Source organism: Beijerinckiaceae bacterium (assembly GCA_004564215.1).
Taxonomy (GTDB): domain Bacteria; phylum Pseudomonadota; class Alphaproteobacteria; order Rhizobiales; family Beijerinckiaceae; genus Methylocapsa.
In genome coordinates, this window is the sequence record CP024846.1 from 2,617,501 (window position 1) to 2,639,491 (window position 21,991).

26 protein-coding genes (1 of these 26 cut by a window edge) are annotated in these 21,991 nt (G+C 58.3%); 11 read left to right on the top strand and 15 right to left on the bottom strand.

Annotation, left to right across the window (positions count from 1 at the left end; genetic code table 11):
• The 4 genes from CU048_12375 to CU048_12390 form a co-directional block, all read left to right on the top strand.
• Positions 1-294, top strand: the 3' portion of a protein-coding gene (locus CU048_12375) for a VapC toxin family PIN domain ribonuclease (protein QBR71930.1). The gene continues 165 nt to the left of window position 1, outside the view; the window shows 294 of its 459 coding nt (coding positions 166-459); its start codon lies beyond the left edge, outside the window; its stop codon occupies positions 292-294.
• Between the two features lie 185 nt (positions 295-479).
• Positions 480-929 (top strand): diacylglycerol kinase, encoded by a 450-nt coding sequence (locus CU048_12380; protein QBR71931.1) that lies wholly within the window; start codon positions 480-482, stop codon positions 927-929.
• A gap of 309 nt (positions 930-1,238) precedes the next feature.
• On the top strand, positions 1,239-1,490 hold the full coding sequence (locus CU048_12385) for a hypothetical protein (GenBank protein QBR71932.1): 252 nt from the start codon (positions 1,239-1,241) through the stop codon (positions 1,488-1,490).
• A 559-nt stretch (positions 1,491-2,049) separates the two neighbouring features.
• A complete protein-coding gene (locus tag CU048_12390; GenBank protein ID QBR72901.1) occupies positions 2,050-2,520 on the top strand; it encodes an SRPBCC domain-containing protein in 471 nt (156 codons plus the stop codon).
• Between the two features lie 25 nt (positions 2,521-2,545).
• On the opposite strand, the gene CU048_12395 is transcribed toward CU048_12390, so the two are convergent.
• The 11 genes from CU048_12395 to CU048_12445 form a co-directional block, all read right to left on the bottom strand.
• Entirely contained in the window at positions 2,546-3,013 is a 468-nt protein-coding gene (locus CU048_12395) for a thiol reductase thioredoxin (GenBank protein QBR71933.1), read from the bottom strand.
• A gap of 53 nt (positions 3,014-3,066) precedes the next feature.
• The gene (locus CU048_12400) at positions 3,067-3,510 is read right to left on the bottom strand and encodes a hypothetical protein (protein QBR72902.1); all 444 of its coding nucleotides are present in this window, start codon (positions 3,508-3,510) and stop codon (positions 3,067-3,069) included.
• Positions 3,511-3,615: 105 nt separating this feature from the next.
• Positions 3,616-3,834, bottom strand: coding sequence for a HicB family protein (locus CU048_12405; GenBank protein QBR71934.1), 219 nt, complete (start codon positions 3,832-3,834; stop codon positions 3,616-3,618).
• On the bottom strand, positions 3,831-4,073 hold the full coding sequence (locus CU048_12410) for a hypothetical protein (protein QBR71935.1): 243 nt from the start codon (positions 4,071-4,073) through the stop codon (positions 3,831-3,833). Before CU048_12410 ends, CU048_12405 begins: the two co-directional genes overlap by 4 nt.
• A 134-nt stretch (positions 4,074-4,207) precedes the next feature.
• The gene (locus CU048_12415) at positions 4,208-4,573 is read right to left on the bottom strand and encodes a FeS assembly SUF system protein (GenBank protein QBR71936.1); all 366 of its coding nucleotides are present in this window, start codon (positions 4,571-4,573) and stop codon (positions 4,208-4,210) included.
• 51 nt (positions 4,574-4,624) lie between these two features.
• Complete coding sequence (locus CU048_12420; GenBank protein QBR71937.1) at positions 4,625-5,881, bottom strand: cysteine desulfurase; 1,257 nt, start codon at positions 5,879-5,881, stop codon at positions 4,625-4,627.
• Complete coding sequence (gene sufD / locus CU048_12425) at positions 5,871-7,157, bottom strand: Fe-S cluster assembly protein SufD (GenBank protein QBR71938.1); 1,287 nt, start codon at positions 7,155-7,157, stop codon at positions 5,871-5,873. Before sufD ends, CU048_12420 begins: the two co-directional genes overlap by 11 nt.
• A 5-nt stretch (positions 7,158-7,162) precedes the next feature.
• Entirely contained in the window at positions 7,163-7,912 is a 750-nt protein-coding gene (gene sufC, locus CU048_12430; protein QBR71939.1) for a Fe-S cluster assembly ATPase SufC, read from the bottom strand.
• Between the two features lie 45 nt (positions 7,913-7,957).
• Complete coding sequence (locus CU048_12435) at positions 7,958-9,406, bottom strand: Fe-S cluster assembly protein SufB (protein QBR71940.1); 1,449 nt, start codon at positions 9,404-9,406, stop codon at positions 7,958-7,960.
• Positions 9,407-9,774: 368 nt separating this feature from the next.
• Complete coding sequence (locus tag CU048_12440) at positions 9,775-10,254, bottom strand: hypothetical protein (protein ID QBR71941.1); 480 nt, start codon at positions 10,252-10,254, stop codon at positions 9,775-9,777.
• Between the two features lie 38 nt (positions 10,255-10,292).
• On the bottom strand, positions 10,293-11,159 hold the full coding sequence (locus tag CU048_12445) for a xanthine dehydrogenase (GenBank protein ID QBR71942.1): 867 nt from the start codon (positions 11,157-11,159) through the stop codon (positions 10,293-10,295).
• Here CU048_12445 and CU048_12450 point away from each other — a divergent pair.
• From CU048_12450 to CU048_12460, 3 genes are read left to right on the top strand one after another with little or no spacing between them, the layout of a single operon-like run.
• Complete coding sequence (locus CU048_12450) at positions 11,158-11,388, top strand: hypothetical protein (GenBank protein QBR71943.1); 231 nt, start codon at positions 11,158-11,160, stop codon at positions 11,386-11,388. The two genes, CU048_12445 and CU048_12450, sit on opposite strands and share 2 nt — an antisense overlap.
• Positions 11,389-11,413: 25 nt before the next feature.
• Complete coding sequence (gene grxD / locus CU048_12455) at positions 11,414-11,749, top strand: monothiol glutaredoxin, Grx4 family (protein QBR71944.1); 336 nt, start codon at positions 11,414-11,416, stop codon at positions 11,747-11,749.
• A complete protein-coding gene (locus CU048_12460) occupies positions 11,746-12,099 on the top strand; it encodes a ferredoxin (protein ID QBR71945.1) in 354 nt (117 codons plus the stop codon). Before grxD ends, CU048_12460 begins: the two co-directional genes overlap by 4 nt.
• A gap of 103 nt (positions 12,100-12,202) precedes the next feature.
• Here CU048_12460 and CU048_12465 read toward each other — a convergent pair whose 3' ends face one another.
• From CU048_12465 to CU048_12480, 4 genes are read right to left on the bottom strand one after another with little or no spacing between them, the layout of a single operon-like run.
• Positions 12,203-13,027 carry a hypothetical protein gene (locus CU048_12465; GenBank protein ID QBR71946.1) on the bottom strand — a complete coding sequence of 275 codons (825 nt, stop codon included), beginning with the start codon at positions 13,025-13,027 and terminating at the stop codon, positions 12,203-12,205.
• A complete protein-coding gene (locus tag CU048_12470) occupies positions 13,024-14,694 on the bottom strand; it encodes a nitroreductase (protein ID QBR71947.1) in 1,671 nt (556 codons plus the stop codon). Before CU048_12470 ends, CU048_12465 begins: the two co-directional genes overlap by 4 nt.
• Positions 14,691-15,128 carry an arsenate reductase family protein gene (locus CU048_12475; GenBank protein QBR71948.1) on the bottom strand — a complete coding sequence of 146 codons (438 nt, stop codon included), beginning with the start codon at positions 15,126-15,128 and terminating at the stop codon, positions 14,691-14,693. The genes CU048_12470 and CU048_12475 overlap by 4 nt, the downstream gene beginning before the upstream one ends.
• 46 nt (positions 15,129-15,174) lie before the next feature.
• The gene (locus tag CU048_12480; GenBank protein QBR71949.1) at positions 15,175-15,609 is read right to left on the bottom strand and encodes a hypothetical protein; all 435 of its coding nucleotides are present in this window, start codon (positions 15,607-15,609) and stop codon (positions 15,175-15,177) included.
• 453 nt (positions 15,610-16,062) lie between these two features.
• Between CU048_12480 and nifH the strand changes: the two genes are divergently transcribed.
• From nifH to CU048_12500, 4 genes are all read left to right on the top strand, one after another.
• Complete coding sequence (gene nifH / locus CU048_12485) at positions 16,063-16,947, top strand: nitrogenase iron protein (GenBank protein QBR71950.1); 885 nt, start codon at positions 16,063-16,065, stop codon at positions 16,945-16,947.
• Positions 16,948-17,029: 82 nt separating this feature from the next.
• A complete protein-coding gene (gene nifD, locus CU048_12490) occupies positions 17,030-18,532 on the top strand; it encodes a nitrogenase molybdenum-iron protein alpha chain (protein QBR71951.1) in 1,503 nt (500 codons plus the stop codon).
• A 78-nt stretch (positions 18,533-18,610) separates the two neighbouring features.
• Positions 18,611-20,170: a nitrogenase molybdenum-iron protein subunit beta gene (gene nifK / locus CU048_12495; GenBank protein ID QBR71952.1), complete on the top strand. Its 1,560-nt coding sequence runs from the start codon at positions 18,611-18,613 to the stop codon at positions 20,168-20,170.
• A 132-nt stretch (positions 20,171-20,302) separates the two neighbouring features.
• Positions 20,303-21,991: a nitrogenase iron-molybdenum cofactor biosynthesis protein NifE gene (locus CU048_12500; protein ID QBR71953.1), complete on the top strand. Its 1,689-nt coding sequence runs from the start codon at positions 20,303-20,305 to the stop codon at positions 21,989-21,991.

Here is a 21,991-nt window from a genome sequence, read left to right on the forward strand (position 1 = left end):
GGAAAATCAAGGACTGACGCCCGCGATGCTTTGCTGAGTTGGCGCGACACCTTTCCCATTGTCGAGACCTCCCCGGAAGTCATGCTGGCGGCGGTCGATCTGGCGACAGATCACCAGTTTGGCATCTGGGATTCAGTCATTCTGTCCGTCGCCTCGCAAGCAGGTTGCCGGCTGCTATTGTCGGAGGACCTTCAGGAGGGCTTCACCTGGGGTGGAGTAACGGTCGTCAATCCGTTCGCATCACCACACCACACGCTGCTGGACGCCTTGTTGGGAGGTGTCGCCGAGTCATAGTCGTATCAAATGCCGCCATCGGTGGGGACTGATTCGCCGATCACTCGGTCAAGTTCAGGAATCGGACTCTCCCCAATTTAGGCGGTAGATCTTTGAGTTCGCGGATCGCGGCTGCGCGAGAACGCGAAGCTTGATCGGAGGCGGCCTGCCAAATCCTCCAACCACAAATTTCGGAGCCTGCCGGAATGACATCGCGCAATAGGAATCAGGGGCCGGGTGGCGCCGATGTCCGGGTGATCTGCGCCATCGGAACCAGTGGCCAACTCGGGCTCAACGGGCGCATGCCTTGGGAGGGGAACCCTGGGGCCGCATTCAAGGCGGATGTTGAGCGTTTTTTCGCTTTGACAAAGGGTCATGTCGTGATCGCCGGACCGCGCACTTTCGCGGCTTTCCCGGATTGGGCGCGGCAGGACAGAACCGTGGTGGAGATCCATGCGTCCGACGAACCGAGGACAATCATTGAACGATACCGCGACCGGGTCGTGTATGTCGGAGGCGGGCCGGCGGTTTGGAAAGCCTATGCGCCGTTTGTAACCCATTGGGACGTGACGCGACTGCCTTACGAGGGCGAAGCCGATAGATATTTAGATCCCGCGTGGCTGTGCGCCGCTGGATTTGGCGACGGACGGTCTTAAGAGCTTCAAAATCAATCATTAACGGAAGGCCATGGCCCGTCTTAAATGGCCCGTCTCAAAATGTGAGATGCCAGTGGGGTCTATTCGCAATTGCCGATCCATGAAACTTAGCGGCGGCAGCTCAACCCTTCGTTGATCGCCCCGGAACTCCCAGCGGCTTGCTAATGTTTAATCGGCCAAATTCGCAAACCTCCACGAGGGTGACGTGGAATTGATAAAATTCTGGCGGAAAGCCGCGCGAGGATGACGAGGACCACTAACCACAGCCTGCCTTATTTCTGAATTCTCGATAGAAGAAGGAAGTTAAGAATGGAAAAGCTGCAAGACGCGCAAGGCTGCATCGTCGACGCGCAACATCTCACCGATCTGGTCGAGATTGTAGCCAGCACGCTCGACAATCGCGAAGGCGCGACGATCTCAAACGCGGTCCGCTGCGCCGGCGGAAAACTCACTCGGGCGATGCTTTTGCTGGAGGAAGTCGAAGCCGATATGAACGCGGCGCGCGCTCCCCAAACCGGCTCGATCGAGGCCGTTTTCATCAATCAGAGACGAGGCAAGTAACAAGACCGGAGAATCATGCTGGCCGTTCCAAATAGCTTGGCCAACGCTTGATTGTAGCATTCACCGTCCGCGGCTACCTCTTTAACAAATGCGCGACGACTCATTGTTGCACGAGCGCTGGCCGAGCCGCCACTTGTAGAACGGCTGTATGAAAGATCAGTGCACTCGGTCAGGTTGAGCGGAGCATTCGGATGCTCTTGCCGTGTCCGCAATAAGTCTTCGGCATCTTCAACGGAACACGCCCCTGTAGGAAAATGGCTTCCGTTCGCGCGGGCGCATGCTCATGGTAGGATTTCCTTCAAGTCGAGCACCAGCAAGACTCGCCCATCCCCAAAAGAATGGTGCCGGAAAACGCCGGGTATTGGAAAGTAGCTCCTGCCTCGGCTTGAACACCACTTCGACGCGATTGCCTATGGCACTCCATCAGGGAACCAAAATTGCACGGACAACACCGCAAAGGGCGTTGCCCTCGTTGTCGCAACGAAATTCGTCCTCACTTATTGTCCGGCGCAAATTGGCCCGATCCTTGCTTTTTTTCCTTTCGACTGGAGTTCGACCCGTGACCGAAGTTTCTGAAAAGCGCTCCGTTCTGACCCAAGCGGATTTTGAGTATCCTGCTGAAACCGTGTGGCAGGCGATGACAGATTCAGAATGGCTCGCCGTATGGTTTTTCCCTAATGATATCCAGCCCGTTGTGGGACATAAGTTCACCATTTGGGGACGCCCGATTGAGCGTTGGGACGGCGAGTTTAACTGCCAGGTGCTTGCTGTCGAGGCGCCCAAGATGATCAGCTTTCGCTGGTACGGTGGGCATGAGGAACTCAAGGCGTTTGGCCACTATATGGATACAACGGTAACCTGGACGCTTTCTCCGCTCGAGAGCGGCGGGACCCATTTCCGTTTCGTCCACGAAGGGTTCGGCACCGATCCTGAGTCAGATGCCCTCTATGACGTGATGGCCAAAGGATCCGAGAGTGTCCTTAGAACACTCGCCAAGCGGCTTCCGGACCTTATCAAATTTGGGGCGTGAGTTGCTCTGTGCCCGACGCTAATGCTTATGGGGAGGCATGCTCCTCCTCCGGCTCGGAGAGGGCGCCATAAAGCCAGCGGCGCAGATCGCCCGCATAAAGCACGCCAGCGACGCGTGCGACTTCGTTTTGATTGCGGATGAAACTCAGTGTCGGAATGGATTGGATGCGGAAATATTGGGCAAGCTCTCTCTCGGCGTCCGTATTCACCTTGGCAAAGCGGACCATGGGCTCGAATTCAGCCGCCAGGGCCTCGAAAATGGGCGCCATCGTCTGGCAAGGTCCACACCAGCTCGCCCAGAAGTCGATCACCAGTGGCAAGCCCTGCGCGAGCGCATGGGCGTTAAAGCGCTCGGCCGTCAGGTGAATGGGATGGCCAGTGAAAAGGGGGCTTGCGCAGGCGCTGCATTGGCCGCTCTTCGCGTCTTGGCCCTCTGCAAGACTGTTGGCCGTGTCGCAGGCGGGGCATGGAATGATCATGTCTTTGTCGCTCATCAACGAATGGTGCCATAGTCGCGCACGCTGCGCATAGTGCGCTTTTAACGCAGTCAAGCCCCTGACACTTCGCTCCCGCCCATCAGCCGGCCGTGCCAGCGCTGTTGAAACGCCGCCCATGACGCTTCGTCTTGAAAGATGACGTCGACAAACCACTCGATCGTGTGGATGCCGTCCGGCCAATGGCGGTCTTCGCCGTGCCAGGTCAGGATAGGCCAAAGGGAGTTGCGATAAGGCCGACCGGTGCTGTCGCGCAACGACGGGCGGCCCAAATGTTCGCTCAGCCAGACCATGATCTCCGGCAGAAAAGTGCTCGCGAAGGAAAGTCCATGGCGGCTTAGGCGTTCCGGCGTGCGCAGCAGATGCTGCTCGATCCAGGCAAAGGCCGGCGGTTCCTTCTCCGTGCGGAGTTCTCGCAGGGTCAAGAGCCGGAAACCAGGCTCCAGCCATTGGGCCGGGACGGCATGGATGGCCGTGGCCTCTGGTTGCAAGCTCATCGTCATCCCATGGTCGTCATGCGGCATGAGGCCCTCTTTTTCAATGGCCTTTATGACGAGCGCAAGGGAAACGCTCGATGCTTTCGTGCTCCTGGAATTGCGAATTCATGCAGGCGGAACGGACGGGACGGGCGGCGCTCTGTCAACCGCCTTTAAGGCATCAAGGCAGGCAAACAGCGCCAATTGAGCGTCCTCAACGGCTTCTTCTTGCGTGTCGCCAACGCCGAGGCAGCCTGGAATATCGGGAAAGCTCACCACATAGCCACCCCCTTCCTCAGGCGGAAGCGGTGCCACATCGTATCGATAGACGCTGAGATCGCTCATCGGTCGAGTTCATCCATGCGGTCGATCAAATCGATAAAAGCCTTCACGTGAACGGCTCTGACCTTCTTTTTCATGGGGATCGCGACGCAATTGGGAACCGAGGGATGGGTGAACGCGACATGAGTGCCCGTCACCTTTCGGAATTTGACCGCATATTGCGATGCCGTGATTTCAAAATCAGCGGGAACCCAATCGCCTCCTGGATTGCCGCGAAAGGCTTCCAGCCGCTTATTATGCATGTCTGAATGTCCAAGTTGTGCGGTCTAATGTGTCGGGTGCAACCATCCCAAATTGCGAAACCCCGGTCCTTCTGGCCGGGGTTTTTGTTTGAACCGAAGTGCCAAAAGTCTGGCCGTTCATTCCAGGGCGAAATCTACATCAAACCCAATTCGAGTTGGGTTTCCTCCGACATCTTCGACTGGTCCCAGGGCGGATCAAAGACGAGATTAACTTTTACCTCCGTGATGCCCTCGACACTACCCACCGCCTTTTCCACCCAGCCCATCATCTCGCCTGCGACAGGGCAGCCTGGCGCGGTTAATGTCATATCGATCTCGACGAGCCCGCCGGGGTCCTTCGCACTGATCCGGTAAATAAGTCCAAGATCAAAGATGTTTACCGGAATCTCTGGATCAAAAACGGTGCGCAGCGCCCCGATGATATCGGCAATAATACCCTCAGGAGGGACGTCAGGCGTCCCCGTCACAGAATCGATTGTCTGATCGCTTGCGTCTGTCATTGGCGGGTCACCTGATTGCGACAATATGGAGATCGCTTAGGCTAGAATCGATCATCGGAAGAGCTCCAGAACCTGCTGAATGCCTCGGATCAGCGCGTCGACCTCCGCATGCGTATTGTAGAGCGCGAAGGAGGCGCGCGTGGACGCTGTCACGCCGAGTCGGTCCATGAGGGGCTGGGCACAATGACTGCCGGCGCGGACGGCGATGCCGGCGCGGTCGAGCAAGGTCGAGACATCATGGGGATGTGCGCCCTCGGTGACGAAGGTCACAAGCGCGCCCTTGTCGGGTGCCCGCCCGAAAAGCCGGAGGGCCTTGAATTTTGACAGCTCCTCGGTCGCATGTGCGAGAAGGGCTGATTCATGCGCGGCTATGGCCGCCCGATCAAGGCTGCTCAGATAGTTCAGCGCGGCACCGAGGCCGATCGCCTCGACGATCGGCGGCGTGCCAGCCTCGAAGCGGTGCGGCGGCTCGGCATAGGTGATCTTGTCCTTGGTCACCGCCTCGATCATTTCGCCACCGCCCTGATAGGGCTGCATGTCTTTGAGATGCTCATATTTTCCGTAAAGGAAGCCAATGCCCGAGGGGCCATAGAGCTTGTGGCCCGTCGCTACGTAGAAATCGCAGTCAAGCGCTTGGACATCGACCTCTGTATGCACGGAGCCCTGACAACCATCGATCAGAATCTTGGCGCCGGCGGCGTGGGTGAGGCGAATGATTTCCGGCAGTGGCGTAAGCGTGCCGAGCACATTGGACATTTGCGTCACGGAGACGATCTTTGTCCTTGGCGAAAGCAGCTCGGCAAAGGCCTCGAGGTCGAAGCAATCATCCGTGGTTAGGGGCACCCAGCGTAGCACCGCGCCTTTGCGCTCGCGCAGAAAATGCCACGGCACGATGTTGGAGTGATGCTCCATTTCGGTCAGGATGATTTCGTCGCCTTCGCCGATGTCCGCTCCCAGGCTCGAGGCGACAAGATTGATGGCCTCCGTCCCGCCTTTGGTGAAGATGATCTCTTCCAGTTTTTCGGCATTGACAAACCGGCGAACGGTTTCGCGAGCTTCCTCGAATGCGACCGTCGAAGCGGTGGACAGAAAATGTACGCCGCGATGAACATTCGCGTAAGTTTCCTCATAGCCCTTAGCCATGGCGTCCAGGACGGCCTTCGGCTTTTGGGCAGAGGCGGCATTATCGAGATAGACGAGCGGCTTGCCGTGAATCTCGCGGCTGAGAATGGGAAAATCCTCGCGCAAGCGGGCGACATCGAAGCCAAGAGCAGGCTTTGCTTGAAGCGTCACCGAGCTATTCGACATGAGAGATCTCGCTGGCATGAACCTTCAGCCAATCTTGAACTGCCGCGGCTGCGAGCGCCCGCAAGGCGTCGCTTTCAATCGCTTCGAGAATTTCGCCGAGGAAGGCTTCGACGAGGAGCGCCCGTGCCTCTGCTTCCGGAATGCCGCGCGCGCGCAAGAAGAACAGCGCCGCCGAGTCGAGTTCACCCACCGTGGTGCCATGGCTGCATTTGACATCGTCGGCGAGGATTTCGAGTTCCGGCTTCGTCGCGATCTCGGCTTGCCGCGAGAGAAGCAGCGTTCTGATCATCTGCCGCGCATCGGTTCCTTGCGCGTCGGGCCGGACCCGAATACAGCCCTGATAGACGCCGCGCGCCGATCCTCCCAACACGCCCCGAAAGGCCTGATGACTCGCCGTGTTTGGGCCAGCATGAGTGATGACGATGGTATTGTCGCAGTGCCGGCTTTCGGTTGCCAGATAAGCCCCGTCCAAACGGGCCTGCGCGTCCTTCTCCGTCAGCGAAAGCAAAGCTTCGTGCCGCGAGAACCGTGCGCCCTCCGACAGATAGAAGCCTTTATAACATGCGGCGGAGGCGACCTCCCCAAGGGTCATCGCCGATTGCCGGGCCGCGGATCCAAGCTGTTCGATGCGGACATGCGTGAGTTCCGACTGGGCAGCAAGCCGAACCTCGGTCACGATCGTGGAGAACCCCGGATTGCCGCTGTGGGCCTCGACGAGCGTTGCCTTCGCGCCCTCATCCAGCAGGATCAGGATGCGCAAATGGCGGCCTTCTGGCGTGCGGGCTTCGGTGCCCTGCCAGTCGAACTGCAGGTAAAGCGGGGCATCGAGGGTCACCCGCGCGGGCACATGCAGGACGAGCCCATCCTCCATGAGCGCTGTATTGAGGTTCAGGAGGGCGTGGTCCTTCTGCGGGTTGATATGCCCGATTTGATTGGCGAAGGGCGTGACGGGGTCGGCAAGGATCTGCCGCAAGGGCACGGCACCAATCTGGGAGAGTCCCGATTTGGCCTCGTTGAGAATGCCGTTCTCGAACAGCGCGAGATGCGCGCCGGGCAGGACAGGCGCGGGCCGCACGGGGCTTGTATCTTCCGTTGTATGGGCAAGCGCCCGGGCAAGGTCGGAATATCGCCATGCCTCGACCTGGCGGGTCGGCAGGCCGCTTTCCGCAAACGTCGTTCTAGCTTCCTCGCGCAAGGCTCCGAGCCAGGGCACGGGGGTCTCGCCGCCATTTGCCATGACGTCCAGCAGGCGGCTCAGTGCAGAGGTCTCGCTCATGTCCGTCAAGCCGCCTTTCCGGTCATGCCGTCATAGCCCTCTTTTTCCAGGAGAAGCGCCAGCGATTTATCGCCGGAGCGAACGATCCGGCCTTCCGCCAGGACATGTACATAATCCGGCACGATATAGTCGAGCAGCCTCTGGTAATGGGTGATCACCAGAAACGAGCGATCGGGCGCCCGCAGCGCGTTGACGCCTTCGGCGACAAGCTTCAAGGCATCGATGTCGAGGCCGGAATCCGTCTCGTCGAGGATTGCCAGCGAAGGCTTCAGAAGCGCCATTTGCAGCACCTCGTTGCGCTTCTTCTCGCCGCCGGAAAAGCCAACGTTGAGCGGACGCTTCAGCATGTCCTCGGACACGTTGAGTTTCTTCGCGGTCTCGCGAACAAGACGCAGGAATTGAACGGCATCGAGATCCGGTTCGCCGCGAAGCCGGGCTTGCGAGTTGATGGCGGTCTTCAGGAACGTGAGGTTCGAGACGCCAGGGATTTCGAGGGGATATTGAAACGCCAGAAAAACGCCTTTGGCCGCGCGTTCCTCCGGCTTGAGGGCAAGCAAATCCTCGCCCTTGAACGTGACCCGGCCGCTTGTGACGTCATACCCTTCACGGCCGGCGAGCGCATAGGATGTCGTCGATTTGCCGGCGCCATTGGGGCCCATGATGGCGTGCACCTCGCCCGCACCTACCTTAAGCGACAGGCCTTTCAGGATCTCCTTGCCTTGAACGCTCGCGTAAAGGTCTTCGATCTCAAGCATGCCGTTCTCCGCTTTGATTCTTACATGGAAACAGGGGCGAACGCCTCACCCGACGCTTCCTTCAAGACTGATGCCGACTAGCTTCTGCGCCTCGACGGCAAATTCCATCGGCAATTGCTGCAGCACCTCGCGGCAAAAGCCATTGACGATGAGCGCGACCGCCTCTTCCGTGGCGATGCCGCGTGAGAGGCAATAAAAAAGCTGATCGTCGCTGATTTTCGATGTCGTGGCCTCATGCTCGAGGATCGCCGTGGGATTGCGGGACTCGATATAAGGCACCGTATGCGCACCGCATTTGGAACCCAGGAGCAGCGAGTCGCATTGCGTAAAATTGCGCGCGCGTTCCGCTTTCTGATGCACACGCACTAGGCCCCGGTAGGTGTTCTGCGCAAACCCGGCGGAAATGCCTTTGGAGATGATCCGGCTTTTGGTGTTCTGGCCCAAATGAATCATCTTGGTGCCGGTATCCGCCTGCTGATAATGATTGGCGATCGCGATCGAGTAAAACTCGCCGACCGAATTGTCGCCGCGCAAAATGCAGGAAGGATATTTCCAGGTAATCGCCGAGCCGGTTTCGACCTGGGTCCAGGAGATTTTCGAATTGGCGCCGCGGCAGTCGCCGCGTTTGGTCACGAAATTATAAATTCCGCCTTTGCCATTCTCATCGCCAGGATACCAGTTCTGCACGGTCGAATATTTGATCTCCGCGCCTTCGAGTGCGACGAGCTCGACCACCGCCGCGTGAAGCTGGTTTTCGTCGCGCATCGGTGCCGTGCAGCCTTCGAGATAGCTCACATAAGCGCCCTTGTCGGCGATGATGAGCGTGCGCTCGAACTGGCCCGTGTTGGATGCATTGATCCGGAAATAGGTCGAGAGCTCCATCGGGCAGCGCACGCCCTCGGGCACATAGACGAATGAACCGTCCGAAAAGACCGCCGAATTCAGCGTCGCGTAGTAATTGTCGGTGACCGGAACGACGGTCCCCAAATACTTCCGCACAAGTTCAGGATGCTTGGCCAGCGCCTCGGAGATCGGGCAGAAGATCACACCCACTTCTTCAAGCTTGGACTTGAAGGTTGTCGCAACCGACACCGAGTCGAACACGGCATCGACCGCCACGCCGGTCAGCATCTTTTGCTCCGAGAGCGGAATGCCGAGTTTCTCATAAGTTTTCAGAAGTTCCGGATCGACCTCGTCGAGGCTGGTCGGCGCATCCTTCTTTGGTTTGGGAGCCGCGTAGTAATAGGAGTCCTGGAAATCGATCTGTGGATAATGAACGCGCGCCCATTTGGGCTCGGTCATGGTCAACCAGCGGCGATAGGCCGCGAGCCGCCACTCCAGCATCCACTCCGGCTCGTTCTTCTTCGCCGAAATATACCGGACGATATCTTCAGATAGGCCTTTCGGCGCGAACTCGCTCTCGATCTCCGTGACGAAACCATATTTGTATTTCTGGTCCGCAATCTCTTGTAGAGTTTCTGCCTCTTGGCCCATGTCAGATTCCCGACGTTGAAATTAAAGAGACATGGCGGCAGGCCGCCATTTCAAAGAGGGCGTTGCCACGCATTGTGAGGATCGGCGCTGCACAAGCTGCATCCGACCTTCGGTTCGCTGTATCGAGTTTTGCTTGATCCACGGCCTCGGTCCTACACTACGACAACGCCGGACTTGGCTGCCACAGTGTTTGGTAGTGCAAGCGTAATGCCACGGGAGGTGAGGACGGAAGGGTTGCAGGCGAAAACGCTTGCAGGTCAACGACATGAACCTGAAAACGAAGGCTCATTTTCCGACGGCTTCAGCAAGTTGATGTCGCAATGTCTGCGGAGCTTTTTCTTCAACGCGGCATTCTGCGCGCGCTTCGTTCAACAGCCTTCGGCAAGCGCCGCGACGACTGGCCAGCCAACCGCGCCTGTCGGATCCAATTTTTGCAACGCCTGCAGGATTTCGAGGGCTTGATCTCGTTCGGTTCGCCGAAGGTGAATGAACGCAAGTGCCTTCAACGTATACAGCGCGAAGCGGCCCGGCCCGTCCGGGATGATGGACGCCGGCTGCCAATTGCGCCAATCCTCTTCCCAGCCGGCCTGTCGCGCTGCTACTTTGAGGCCGAGCTCGGCGACGCCGAGCGCTTTATCGAGGTTTCCCTGATAGGTGTGGATCTTGTATAGGCAGAAATAAGTCGGGAGTTCCTCAGGGGCCGCCGCCAGGGCCTCATGAAACAATCGATCCGCCAGAATGTGGTCGCGGCGATAGGCGGCAACGCCCTGCTGGAGCAAGGCATCGATGGCCTCTGGGAGGTCGCCGAAATTGATGGCCTCTGGTTCTGAAAGCAACTCTATCGACATTTAAAACTCGAAAGCGCTCCCGCTCGGCTCGGCTGCGCCTATTTGACGACCGAAAGCGTGCGTCGAAGCTCAGCTGGAGCGGTCGCGGCGTGAATCGAAACTGCCTTGGTGACGGCGTTGGCGATCGTCTTTGCGCGGCCATCGATCCCTGTCCAGCAGGCTTTGCGACCGCGCGGATCGACTTCGAGAAGCTTCACGGATGCTGGCACCTCGGTGCCATCGCGGACAACGCCGCGAAGAACGCCATCGAAGGGCGCCCGTATTGCCGTACCACCGAGGTGGCCGATAATGAAATCCTTGAATATGCGGGTGCCGATCTCAATCGCCGTATGCCATCGGCCCGGAAACGCGGCATAGACGAAGCGCTCTGCACCTTTGTTCCCAAGTTGACGGGCCAACCCGTCCGCTGCGTCGGTGGAGCCTTGTTGAAGGATTCTCCCGACCTTCGAGGGGCGGGTTTCGATTGCGGCATCGCAATTGGTCCCTGCGCAGAAGCCTGGACCGACGCCGACGGTGAAGCGGGCCAGCCGGCGCAAGTCGGGCGTCACCTGATATTTCTGCATTCTGGCGTCGATGAGAACATCGAGCCGGCGAAGGACGATCAGATCGAGAAGACCGAGCTCGGTGATGATCACGCCCCGGGACCGGGAAAGGCCCGAGAGAATGGCGAGGCCCATGTCCATTCGCTCGGCAGTTACGCCGGCGATCGTGATGGGATCATCGAAGAGAACGTCGTGAAAAGCCATTTTTCGGCGGATCACGGGCGGCAGCGGATCATGGGACAAGACCACGGAATAGCCGTTGCGGTAGAGATTGACCGCGATAGCGGAGGCAATTTCGTTGGTTCCGAGGATCACGGCAAATAATGGGGGCGTGGGCCGGCCGGAATTTGTGAAGCTGTGCATGGAGTGTTCTCTTGACTTCCTCGACGAAAGCAAAAGCCGGGCCGCACCAGCTGGGGCCCGGTTCACGGCCGTTGCCCTGCTGCAAGGGCGGCGAGAAATCCCTGCCGTCTTTCAGGCCATGTCTGGAAACCGACATTATTGCGAGAAAGCGAAATCCGGCCATCCACGGGGCGAGTCGAAACGAAGCGCGCTGTCAACCAAATGGACTGGCGCTTGCATCCCGGAGTGACCGAATTTGACTCGAGAGGCAGTTGATGGCCGATTCAACAGTTAAGCGCATCGAAGATATTGTTGCGGGAAGCGATGTCGTTTTATTCATGAAGGGTATCCCCGCCGCTCCCCAATGCGGTTTCTCAGCTGCGGTCGTCCAGATTCTGTCCCAGCTCGGTGTGCCTTTCCAATCCGTGGATGTCTTGTCCGACCTCGAGATTCGCGAGGGGATCAAAGCTTTTTCGAACTGGCCGACGATCCCGCAGCTTTATGTCAAGGGGGAGTTTATGGGCGGCTGCGACATTGTTCGAGAAATGTTTCAGACGGGTGAGCTCGCCGCGCTGTTGAGCACCAAAGGTATCAAGGCGGCCGCGCTATGACCGTGAGCGAAGACACCGAAATCGAGATTCCGCAGGTCTTTAAGCGCCACGCCTTTGCATGCCACACGCAACGCCCTCCTAATCATCCGCGGGGGAGCTGCGGCAGTCTCGGCGGTCAGCCACTCTGGGATCGGTTGGGCAAGAAGCTCGAGGCGGAGGGGCTTACGGACGTCGGCTTCACGGCGTCCGGGTGTCTCGGCTTTTGCAAGGCTGGCCCCTTAATGGTGGTCTATCCGGAGGGCATCTGGTACCGGCCAACCACGCCCGAAGACATCGACGAGATCGTCGAGTCGCATTTCAAGCAGGGCAAGCTGGTGGAACGCCTCGTCATGATTCTGACGCGGAGCTAAGCCCCCCAGCTTGGTCCTTTCAGGATCCAAAGCGAGGGCGAGATTTGGCTAGCCTGAAATCCCGGGCTCGCCAAATGGCTCAAAGCCACCCGCTTCCTTCTCTTCAAAGATTGAGCTGCTTCATGCCCTGGCCGAGGCGGGGCGCCGACGCATTTTCCTGGGCAGGGACGGCGCGCCGCAACAGGGTGAGGCATTCGATCGTCGCGGCCATGTCAAGGGCGGAGAAGCCATCAAGCGTCTCCGGCCTTGTATCGGCGCCGGCGGCGAGCAGGCGTTCAACGACGGAGGCCTTGCCAGCTGAGGCGGCATACATCAGGCACGTCGCGCCATTGTCGTTCGGATTGTCGATGTTTATCCCCGCCTGGATGAGCACGCTCATGGCCTCCAGGGAGCCGCCGACGCAGGCAAGCCACAGCGCATTGTTGCCGTCGGCGTTTCGTACGTCCAGCTGTGCGCCGGCCGCGATGATCGCGCGCATGATTTCAATGTGCCCCCCATGGCTAGCTTTCATCAGGGCCGTTGTGCCGTTCGCGATCACGGCATTGACGTCATTGGCGGGGAAGCCATTGGCGGTGAGCCAATTCTGCAGGGTTTTCTCAAATGTATCGTCGCTTATGCGCGGCCTTTTGCTCCAGGCCTCATAGCCGCCTTCAAGGCTATAGACTTGGGAAAACCCAAAATCTGAGAAAATCTGCGCATATTCGCGGCTTGCATAGCCGTGATAGCAGTAAATGAGGATCGGCATGCTCTTGGCCGTTGCGTCGATCACCGCGGAAAGATTGGTGATGGAAACGTTGCGGGCCCCTTTGATATGGGCTCGGGCAAACGAGGGGGCATCCCGAACGTCGAGCACCAGCACGTCCTGATCTCGGATCAGGCTTTGGGCCTCATGAATGCCAATGTCCTTGAAGGGAATGCGGGGTCTCATGACGATAGCTCCTCGGGGCGACCGTGACCGATCGGATAGGCAGGCAAGGTCGTAATGCGGCCATCGGTCAAGGGATAGCCGACTGTGAAGTGGTAAAGTGATTGAAAACGCGTGGTTTTCAGTCCCAGCAAATTGTGCAGCAGATCGTCGAAATAGCAGCCGATGCCGGTTCCTCGTAGCCCTGCGGCCTCGGCCTCCAGATAGAGGACATGTCCGAGCAAACCAGCTTCCCAATGAAGCTGGCGGTAACGCCACGGGTTTTGTTTCACGACGTCTTCAAATTCGCCCAGCATCCCAAGCGAGAAGCACCCGTCGCTCGCGATCGCTTGGTGGCAGCTCACCGTTTTGGCGACGTTTCTGCAATCCGCGGCCATCAGTTTGACGAGTGGGAGGTGATGTGGGGCGCTGTCAGGTTTCTGCCAGAGGAAGTCCGGGCTGATCGCTTCTTGCAGAATATGGCCAGCGTCGGGATGGCGGGGCAGCGCATAGAGGCCGGGTTCCAGGCCCTCCACCCGGTGAACAAAGAAAACCGGATGAAGGCGCGGCCTATAAGTCCAGACGTCCCAGGGCGCGAGCGGACGGACCAGCAGGCAATCCACCATCCGATAGAAAGCCTCCGCGCTCATCGTAAATTTGCTGTCGAAACGCTGGGCGCTGCGTCTGTTCAAAATAACTTCGGCCGCCTGAGGTTTCGTTGCCTCCGATTGCAGCGGCGCATAATTTGGACCCTCGGCCGGATGTTCCACAACGGCGCCCTGCGTCGCCAGGCTGACCTGATCGATCACCGGCCAACGATAAATCGGATGTGGGTCGAGGAGGTTGGCGTGTCCCATCCAATGGGTAGCCTGGGGCTCCCAGGGGCTTGGCGTTTTGGGTTCTGCGCTGGAATTGTCGGATTTCGGATCAAAATCGATCGCGACCAGGAGATCGCAATCCTCAGGCTCAACCCCGGCAAACTCGTCGGCTCGGTCAAGCCCCATCAACGCCGTCAGCTCGCGATAGCCAATCGTTTCGACCAATTTCGCCGACCATCCGAGGGTGCCAGCGGCGTATCGCAGGGCACCGAGTGCATGGCCAATGTCGAGCTGGCAATAGCGGAAGGCGCGTTCGCCATATTTCCAAGCTTCCCGCCAATGAATCGAGGAAAGACAAATCCAAAGGCGTTTTTCCGCCGTCGCCGGGGGAGGCACGGCAGCGGGACCGGGCGTGCTCTTGCATCGCTGTTCCAGCGCGTGCTCACGGCTCAAATAATGGTAGAGACCATCATCCAATCCGGGGACATTGTTGGAAATCACATAGGCTTCCGTCGGGTGCAAATTGCCGCTCGACGGGTTGCAGCGTAGCGCCCACCGGTCGGGTCCATATTCCTTCCATGCCGAAAGTCCCAGGGACAGCTCCATGAGCCTGCTTACGGACGTAAGGGACAACGCGGCCGGACGAACGCGGCCCGGCACATAAAGATCCGCAAAACTGGTCTCGAGCCCGCTTGCTCCGAGGGGGAGAGCGATGCGCGCGCTGCCTTCAAATTCCCGGAAGGGATTTGGCTGCGCATCCCAATCCAGCGTCTCGGGTCCGGCGGCATAACGCTCCGGCTTATGCTTGGTCCGCGCGTGATAGGCGAAGGCAATCTCCGCTGGATCCGTCGTCGGGGATACTGCGTGAGTCATCGATGTCCAGGCTCGCTCGGGTGGTTCGGATCGGGGCAGGGCGGAGAGGTCACGGGGCGCCCGCACCCTTGAACGTCCGCCCTCTCGGTCCCAAGCAGCTCCCTGATCAATGCACCGTCAAAGCCAAAAGCTCTTTGCTCATCGACTTCCAAAAGGGGCCTCCGGATCAAAAGCGGCTCGGCCAGCATCAGCGTGAGCGCGGTTGCCGCATCCATTCTTTCCGGATCAATGTCCCCCGATTTCACCCGTGGCGCGGCCGCATTGAACCAGGCGGCCGGATCCGTATCGCCAAAAAAGCCGCGAAGGCGCTCGGCCGTCCAACGCTCCGTGAGCAGATTCCTCGCAACGACGGTGTGGCCCGCCGCCTCGAGGATCCGCTTCTGACGAGCATTGGTCCCGCACCCGGCCTTTTCATAGAAAACGACGACCGCCAAAACATATCTCTCCCAGTGGGTGACCAGCCAGGCCGTAGGTCGACAGCTACTTGAGCATGCCGAGCTGAATGAGCGGTGCCCCGCCGCCACGTCCAAGAATCGTGTCGACCTTTTTTCGGACCGACTCGAGCGTCAGGGGCTTGACCAGGGCGCCATGCGCTCCGGCCTTCATACCGTCGACGGCCGTCGTCTCATCGGCTTTGTCGCAGACGATCAAAATGCGAACGCCGGGAAATTTCGCGTTTAACTCGCCGAGCAGTTCGACGCCTCTTTCCTTCAGAAATGACACGCCAAGCAGCAAGACGTGAGGCTTGAGCCAGCCGGCGCCTCTCTCATACGCTTCTTCGGGAGTCGCCAGCTCATGGGTTTCGATTTCATCGTGCAGCATGAACTGCAACGCCGCGCGTGTGATCTCGTCATGATCGACAACGAACACGCGCCGTTGATCGACGGCCTTGGAAGTTTCGACACCGATCTGCATTACGCCCTCGCCAAAGGTTCCAGGGTCCACATGCGCCGCTCCGTCAAGCGACGTGGGTAGGCTGCTCTAGCAAATCTCGTTCCGAACGCCGCGGAGAGGACGGCATTGGAAATGCGAGACGACCGGGACGAACAGAATGCCGGGAGCCTCGCGGCGGAATTCATCGTTGTTTTGTTTGTTACAGCCTGACATCTGATGTCGGGTTCAAAACATCCTCACGTCGTCCCGTGCCAGAAATTAAAGCGCATAAAAAACAACTACTTAGCTTGATAAAACCGACTGGCACGCTGGTTGCTCGATATGGCCCGGAACGGCGAGTGAGGGCTGAGCGCACGCCGACGCTAATACGAGCGTTGCGCTCCTTCCCGTAATACGCGAGCCAGTTTCTGGCAGAGGAACAGTCTCGCGCGGAATGCGCGGTGGTTATTAGCAATCGTTTCCGAGGAGAGCTACATGTCGGCACTACGACAAATCGCGTTTTACGGTAAGGGGGGCATCGGCAAGTCGACAACCTCCCAAAACACTCTCGCGGCGCTCGCAGAAGACGGGCACCGGATTCTGATCGTTGGCTGCGATCCCAAGGCGGACTCAACCCGTCTCATTCTGCACGCCAAGGCCCAGGACACCATCCTGAGCCTCGCGGCGTCAGCGGGCAGCGTCGAGGATCTCGAGATCGAAGAGGTCATGAAGGTCGGCTTCCGGGACATCCGTTGCGTCGAATCCGGCGGACCGGAGCCAGGTGTGGGTTGCGCCGGTCGCGGCGTTATCACCTCGATCAACTTCCTTGAGGAGAATGGCGCCTACGAGGACATCGACTACGTCTCCTATGACGTGCTCGGCGACGTTGTTTGCGGTGGCTTTGCGATGCCGATCCGTGAAAACAAGGCGCAGGAAATCTACATCGTCATGTCCGGCGAAATGATGGCCATGTATGCAGGCAACAACATTTCCAAGGGCATTCTGAAATACGCTAATTCCGGCGGCGTGCGCCTTGGTGGGTTGGTCTGCAACGAGCGCCAGACCGACAAGGAGCTGGAGCTTGCGGAAGCTTTGGCAGCCAAGCTCGGTTCCAAGCTTATTTACTTTGTGCCGCGCGACAACATCGTGCAGCACGCCGAGCTTCGCCGTATGACGGTGCTTGAATACGCACCCGAGTCCGCGCAGGCCCAGCACTATCGTAACCTGGCCAAGAAGATTCACGCCAATGCCGGCAACGGCGTCATTCCGACTCCCATCACCATGGACGAACTTGAGGACATGCTGATGGCTCACGGAATCATGAAGGCGGTCGACGAAACTCAGGTTGGTAAGACTGCCAGCGAATTGGCGACAGCCTAACCATTTTAAAAAACACGATCCGGCCCCTTTCAGGAGGGGCCGGACTGCGGCGCGATAACAGGGATGACAGCGAGGTAGGGCTATGAGCTTGGCTAAAACGGAGAGCGTTGCGGAAATCAAGGCTCGCAATAAGGAACTGATCAACGAAGTCTTGCAGGTTTATCCTGAAAAGACGGCAAAACGGCGGGCCAAGCACCTCAATGTGCATGAAGCCGGCAAGTCCGATTGCGGCGTGAAGTCCAATCTGAAATCCATTCCGGGTGTTATGACGATCCGTGGCTGCGCTTATGCCGGCTCGAAGGGTGTCGTCTGGGGCCCCATCAAGGACATGATTCACATCAGTCATGGGCCGGTCGGATGCGGTCAGTACTCCTGGGCCGCGCGGCGCAACTATTATATCGGCACGACGGGCATCGATACCTTCGTGACCATGCAGTTTACGTCCGACTTCCAGGAGAAGGACATTGTTTTCGGCGGCGACAAGAAGCTCGCCAAGATCATGGACGAGATCCAGGAGCTGTTCCCGCTGAACAACGGCATTACGGTTCAGTCGGAATGCCCGATCGGCTTGATCGGCGACGATATCGAAGCCGTCTCCAAGCAAAAATCCAAGGAATATGAAGGCAAGACCATCGTTCCGGTCCGCTGCGAAGGTTTCCGCGGCGTGTCGCAATCGCTTGGTCACCATATCGCCAATGACGCGATTCGGGATTGGGTCTTCGATAAAATCAACCCGGATACGCCGGCAAGATTCGAGTCGACCCCCTACGATGTGGCAATCATCGGCGACTACAACATCGGAGGCGATGCATGGTCCTCACGTATCCTCCTCGAGGAAATGGGCTTGCGGGTGATCGCCCAGTGGTCAGGCGATGGCAGTTTGGCGGAGCTTGAGGCGACCCCGAAGGCTAAACTCAATGTGCTGCACTGCTACCGTTCGATGAACTACATCTCGCGGCACATGGAAGAGAAATACGGGATTCCGTGGTGCGAATATAACTTCTTCGGTCCGTCCAAGATCGCCGAATCTTTACGCAAGATCGCAGCGTTCTTCGACGACAAGATCAAGGAAGGCGCGGAGCGCGTCATCGCGAAATATCAGCCCTTGATGGACGCGGTCATCGCCAGGTACCGGCCGCGTCTCGAAGGCAAGACCGTCATGCTGTTCGTCGGCGGTCTCCGCCCGCGGCACGTGATTGGCGCCTACGAGGATCTCGGCATGGAAGTCGTCGGGACTGGCTACGAATTTGGCCACAACGATGACTATCAGCGCACCGCCCAACATTACGTCAAGGATGGCACGCTGATTTACGACGACGTGACCGGCTACGAATTCGAGAAATTCGTCGAAAAGATCCAGCCCGATCTCGTGGGCTCCGGCATCAAGGAAAAATACGTGTTCCAGAAGATGGGTGTGCCTTTCCGGCAGATGCACTCCTGGGATTATTCCGGCCCGTATCATGGTTACGATGGTTTCGCGATTTTCGCGCGTGACATGGATATGGCCATCAATGCGCCGATTTGGAAGATGGCGAAGGTGCCGTGGAAGGCATCTCCCGAGCCGACGATGCTCGCTGCTGAATAGGCTTCGTGACCTGGCTCTCCTCGCGTGGGGAGAGCCAGGACATAACTCTCGCATAGGACAATTGAAAAGGGCTTCATTATGACCCAGAACGCCGATCACGTGCTCGATCACTTCGAGCTATTCCGGGGTCCGGAATACCAGCAGATGCTGGCGAACAAGAAGAAGATGTTCGAGAATCCACGCGATCCGGCTGAGGTGGAGCGGATTCGCGAATGGGCCAAGACGCCCGAATATAAGGAGAAAAACTTCGCTCGCGAAGCGCTGACCGTCAATCCCGCCAAGGCATGTCAGCCGCTCGGCGCGGTGTTTGCGGCGGTCGGGTTTGAAAAAACCATTCCTTTCGTCCATGGGTCGCAAGGCTGCGTTGCGTATTACCGCAGCCACTTCTCTCGCCACTTCAAGGAACCGAGCTCCTGCGTATCCTCCTCGATGACCGAGGATGCGGCGGTCTTCGGCGGCCTCAACAATATGATCGACGGGCTTGCCAACACCTATCATATGTACAAGCCCAAGATGATTTCAGTTTCCACCACCTGCATGGCGGAAGTGATTGGCGATGACCTTAACGCCTTCATCAAAACGTCGAAAGAGAAGGGCTCAGTGCCAGCAGATTATGATGTGCCTTTCGCCCATACGCCCGCCTTTGTTGGAAGCCATATCACCGGCTACGACAATGTGTTGAAGGGAATCTTCGAGCATTTCTGGGACGGCAAGGCCGGCACCGCGCCAAAGCTCGTGCGCGAACCCAATGAGAAGATCAATTTCATCGGCGGGTTCGACGGCTACACGGTCGGCAATATCCGTGAGGTTAAGCGCCTGTTCAATCTGATGGGCATCGAGCATACCATTCTCGCGGACAACAGCGATGTGTGGGACACACCGACCGACGGTGAGTTCCGGATGTATGATGGCGGTACCACGCTTGAAGAAGCGGCCAACGCGGTCCATGCGAAGGCAACCATTTCGATGCAGGAGTTCTGCACCGAGAAGACACTGCCCCTCATCGCCGCGCATGGTCATGAAGTGCTGGCCTTCAATCATCCAATCGGCGTGACTGCCACCGACAAATTCCTCATGGAAATATCGCGGATCACCGGTAAGGAGATCCCCGAGTCAATCGCGAGGGAACGCGGCCGTCTTGTCGATGCGATTGCGGACTCAAGCGCCCATATTCACGGCAAAAAGTTTGCGATCTATGGCGATCCGGATCTCTGCCTCGGTCTTGCTGGCTTCTTGCTCGAACTTGGCGCGGAGCCCACGCATGTGCTCGCCACCAATGGCGGCAAGACTTGGGTACCAAAAGTCCAGGCGCTCTTCGATAGCTCGCCGTTTGGACAGAATTGCCACGTGTATCCGGGCAAGGATCTTTGGCATATGCGGTCGCTCTTGTTTACCGAGCCAGTCGACTTCTTGATCGGTAACACCTACGGAAAATATCTGGAACGGGATACGGGCACTCCGCTGATCCGCATTGGCTTCCCGGTCTTCGATCGCCATCATCACCATCGCTATCCGGTGTGGGGCTATCAGGGCGGCATGAATGTTCTGGTCTGGATCCTCGACAAAATCTTTGACGAGATCGATAAAAACACCATCGTTCCGGCCAAGACCGACTTCAGCTTCGATATTATTCGCTGATGGGGGTGTGACGGGGTTTCCGCCGCCGATCCAGGTGAATGAGCCGGGATCGGTGGCGGGGCAGTTTGAAAGAAGATCATAATTGTTCGTCGCGGGTACGTCGGCTTCCCGCGATGGAGCTAGGAGGCACGAATGAGTTCGCTGTCGGCCACGATCCAGGGAGTTTTTAACGAGCCGGGCTGCGGCAAGAACGCGAACAAATCGGAGGCCGAGCGAAAAAAAGGGTGTACCAAGCAGCTGCAGCCGGGAGGCGCCGCCGGAGGCTGCGCATTCGACGGCGCGAAGATTGCCCTTCAGCCCCTCACCGATGTGGCGCACCTCGTTCATGGGCCGATCGCCTGCGAGGGCAATTCCTGGGACAATCGCGGCGCGAAATCGTCCGGGTCCAATATTTGGAGAACCGGCTTCACGACCGACATCAATGAAACGGATGTCGTGTTCGGCGGCGAAAAGCGGCTCTATAGAGCGATCAAGGAAATCATCGAGAAATATAATCCGCCGGCGGTCTTTGTTTATCAGACCTGCGTGCCGGCGATGATCGGCGATGATATCGACGCCGTCTGCAAAGCGGCCCGCGAAAAATTCGGCAAGCCCGTCATTCCGATCAACTCACCCGGATTTGTTGGACCGAAGAACCTCGGCAACAAACTCGCCGGCGAGGCCCTCCTCGAACATGTGATCGGGACCGAGGAACCGGACTATACCACTCCCTATGACCTCAACATTATCGGCGAATATAATCTGTCCGGAGAGCTGTGGCAGGTCAAACCGCTTCTCGATGAATTGGGGATTCGGATTTTGTCCTGCATCTCCGGAGATGGACGCTATCGCGAGGTCGCCTATTCCCATCGCGCGCGCGCATCGATGATGGTCTGCTCCAAAGCGATGATCAACGTCGCGCGGAAGATGGAGGAGCGCTACGGGATTCCGTTTTTTGAAGGGTCCTTTTATGGGATCACCGATTCCAGCGACTCCCTGCGCGAAATTGCGCGGATGCTGGTTGAGCGGGGCGCTCCCGACGAATTGATCGGCCGCACCGAAGCAGTCATCGCCCGCGAAGAAGCACGGGCCTGGGCGGCCATCGCGCCCTACAAGCCGCGTTTCGAGGGTAAAAAGGTTCTGCTCATCACGGGCGGCGTAAAATCCTGGTCGGTTCTCGCTGCCTTGCAAGAAGCCGGGCTCGAACTTGTCGGCACCAGCGTCAAGAAATCGACGAAAGAAGACAAGGAGCGGATCAAGGAACTCATGGGGCAAGACGCCCATATGATCGACGATATGGCGCCGCGTGAAATGTATAAAATGTTGAAGGATGCGCGCGCCGATATCATGTTGTCGGGGGGCCGTTCGCAATTCGTGGCGCTGAAGGCCTCGATGCCCTGGCTTGATATTAATCAGGAGCGCCACCACGCCTATATGGGCTATGTCGGCATGGTGAGGCTCGTCGAGGAAATCGACAAGGCTCTCTACAATCCGATCTGGGAGCAGGTCCGTAAGCCCGCGCCTTGGGAAAATCCGGCCAATAATTGGCAAGCCAAAGCGATCGCGCAATTGGACGCCGAGGCCGCGGCGCTGGCCGCAAATCCGGAACTTGCTGAAAAAGCCCGGCGCGCCAAGAAAATCTGCAATTGCAAGAGCGTCGACCTTGGCACGATCGAAGACGCCATTGCCGCTTACGCTTTGGACACGGTCGAGGGAGTCAGGGAAAAGACCAATGCTTCCGGCGGCTGCGGCGCCTGCGCCGGGCGCGTCGAGGAAATCCTCGCCAGCCTTTCGAGGCCGGAAGACATCCTCTCCATTCCAGCCCTTGCCGCCGCGGAGTGA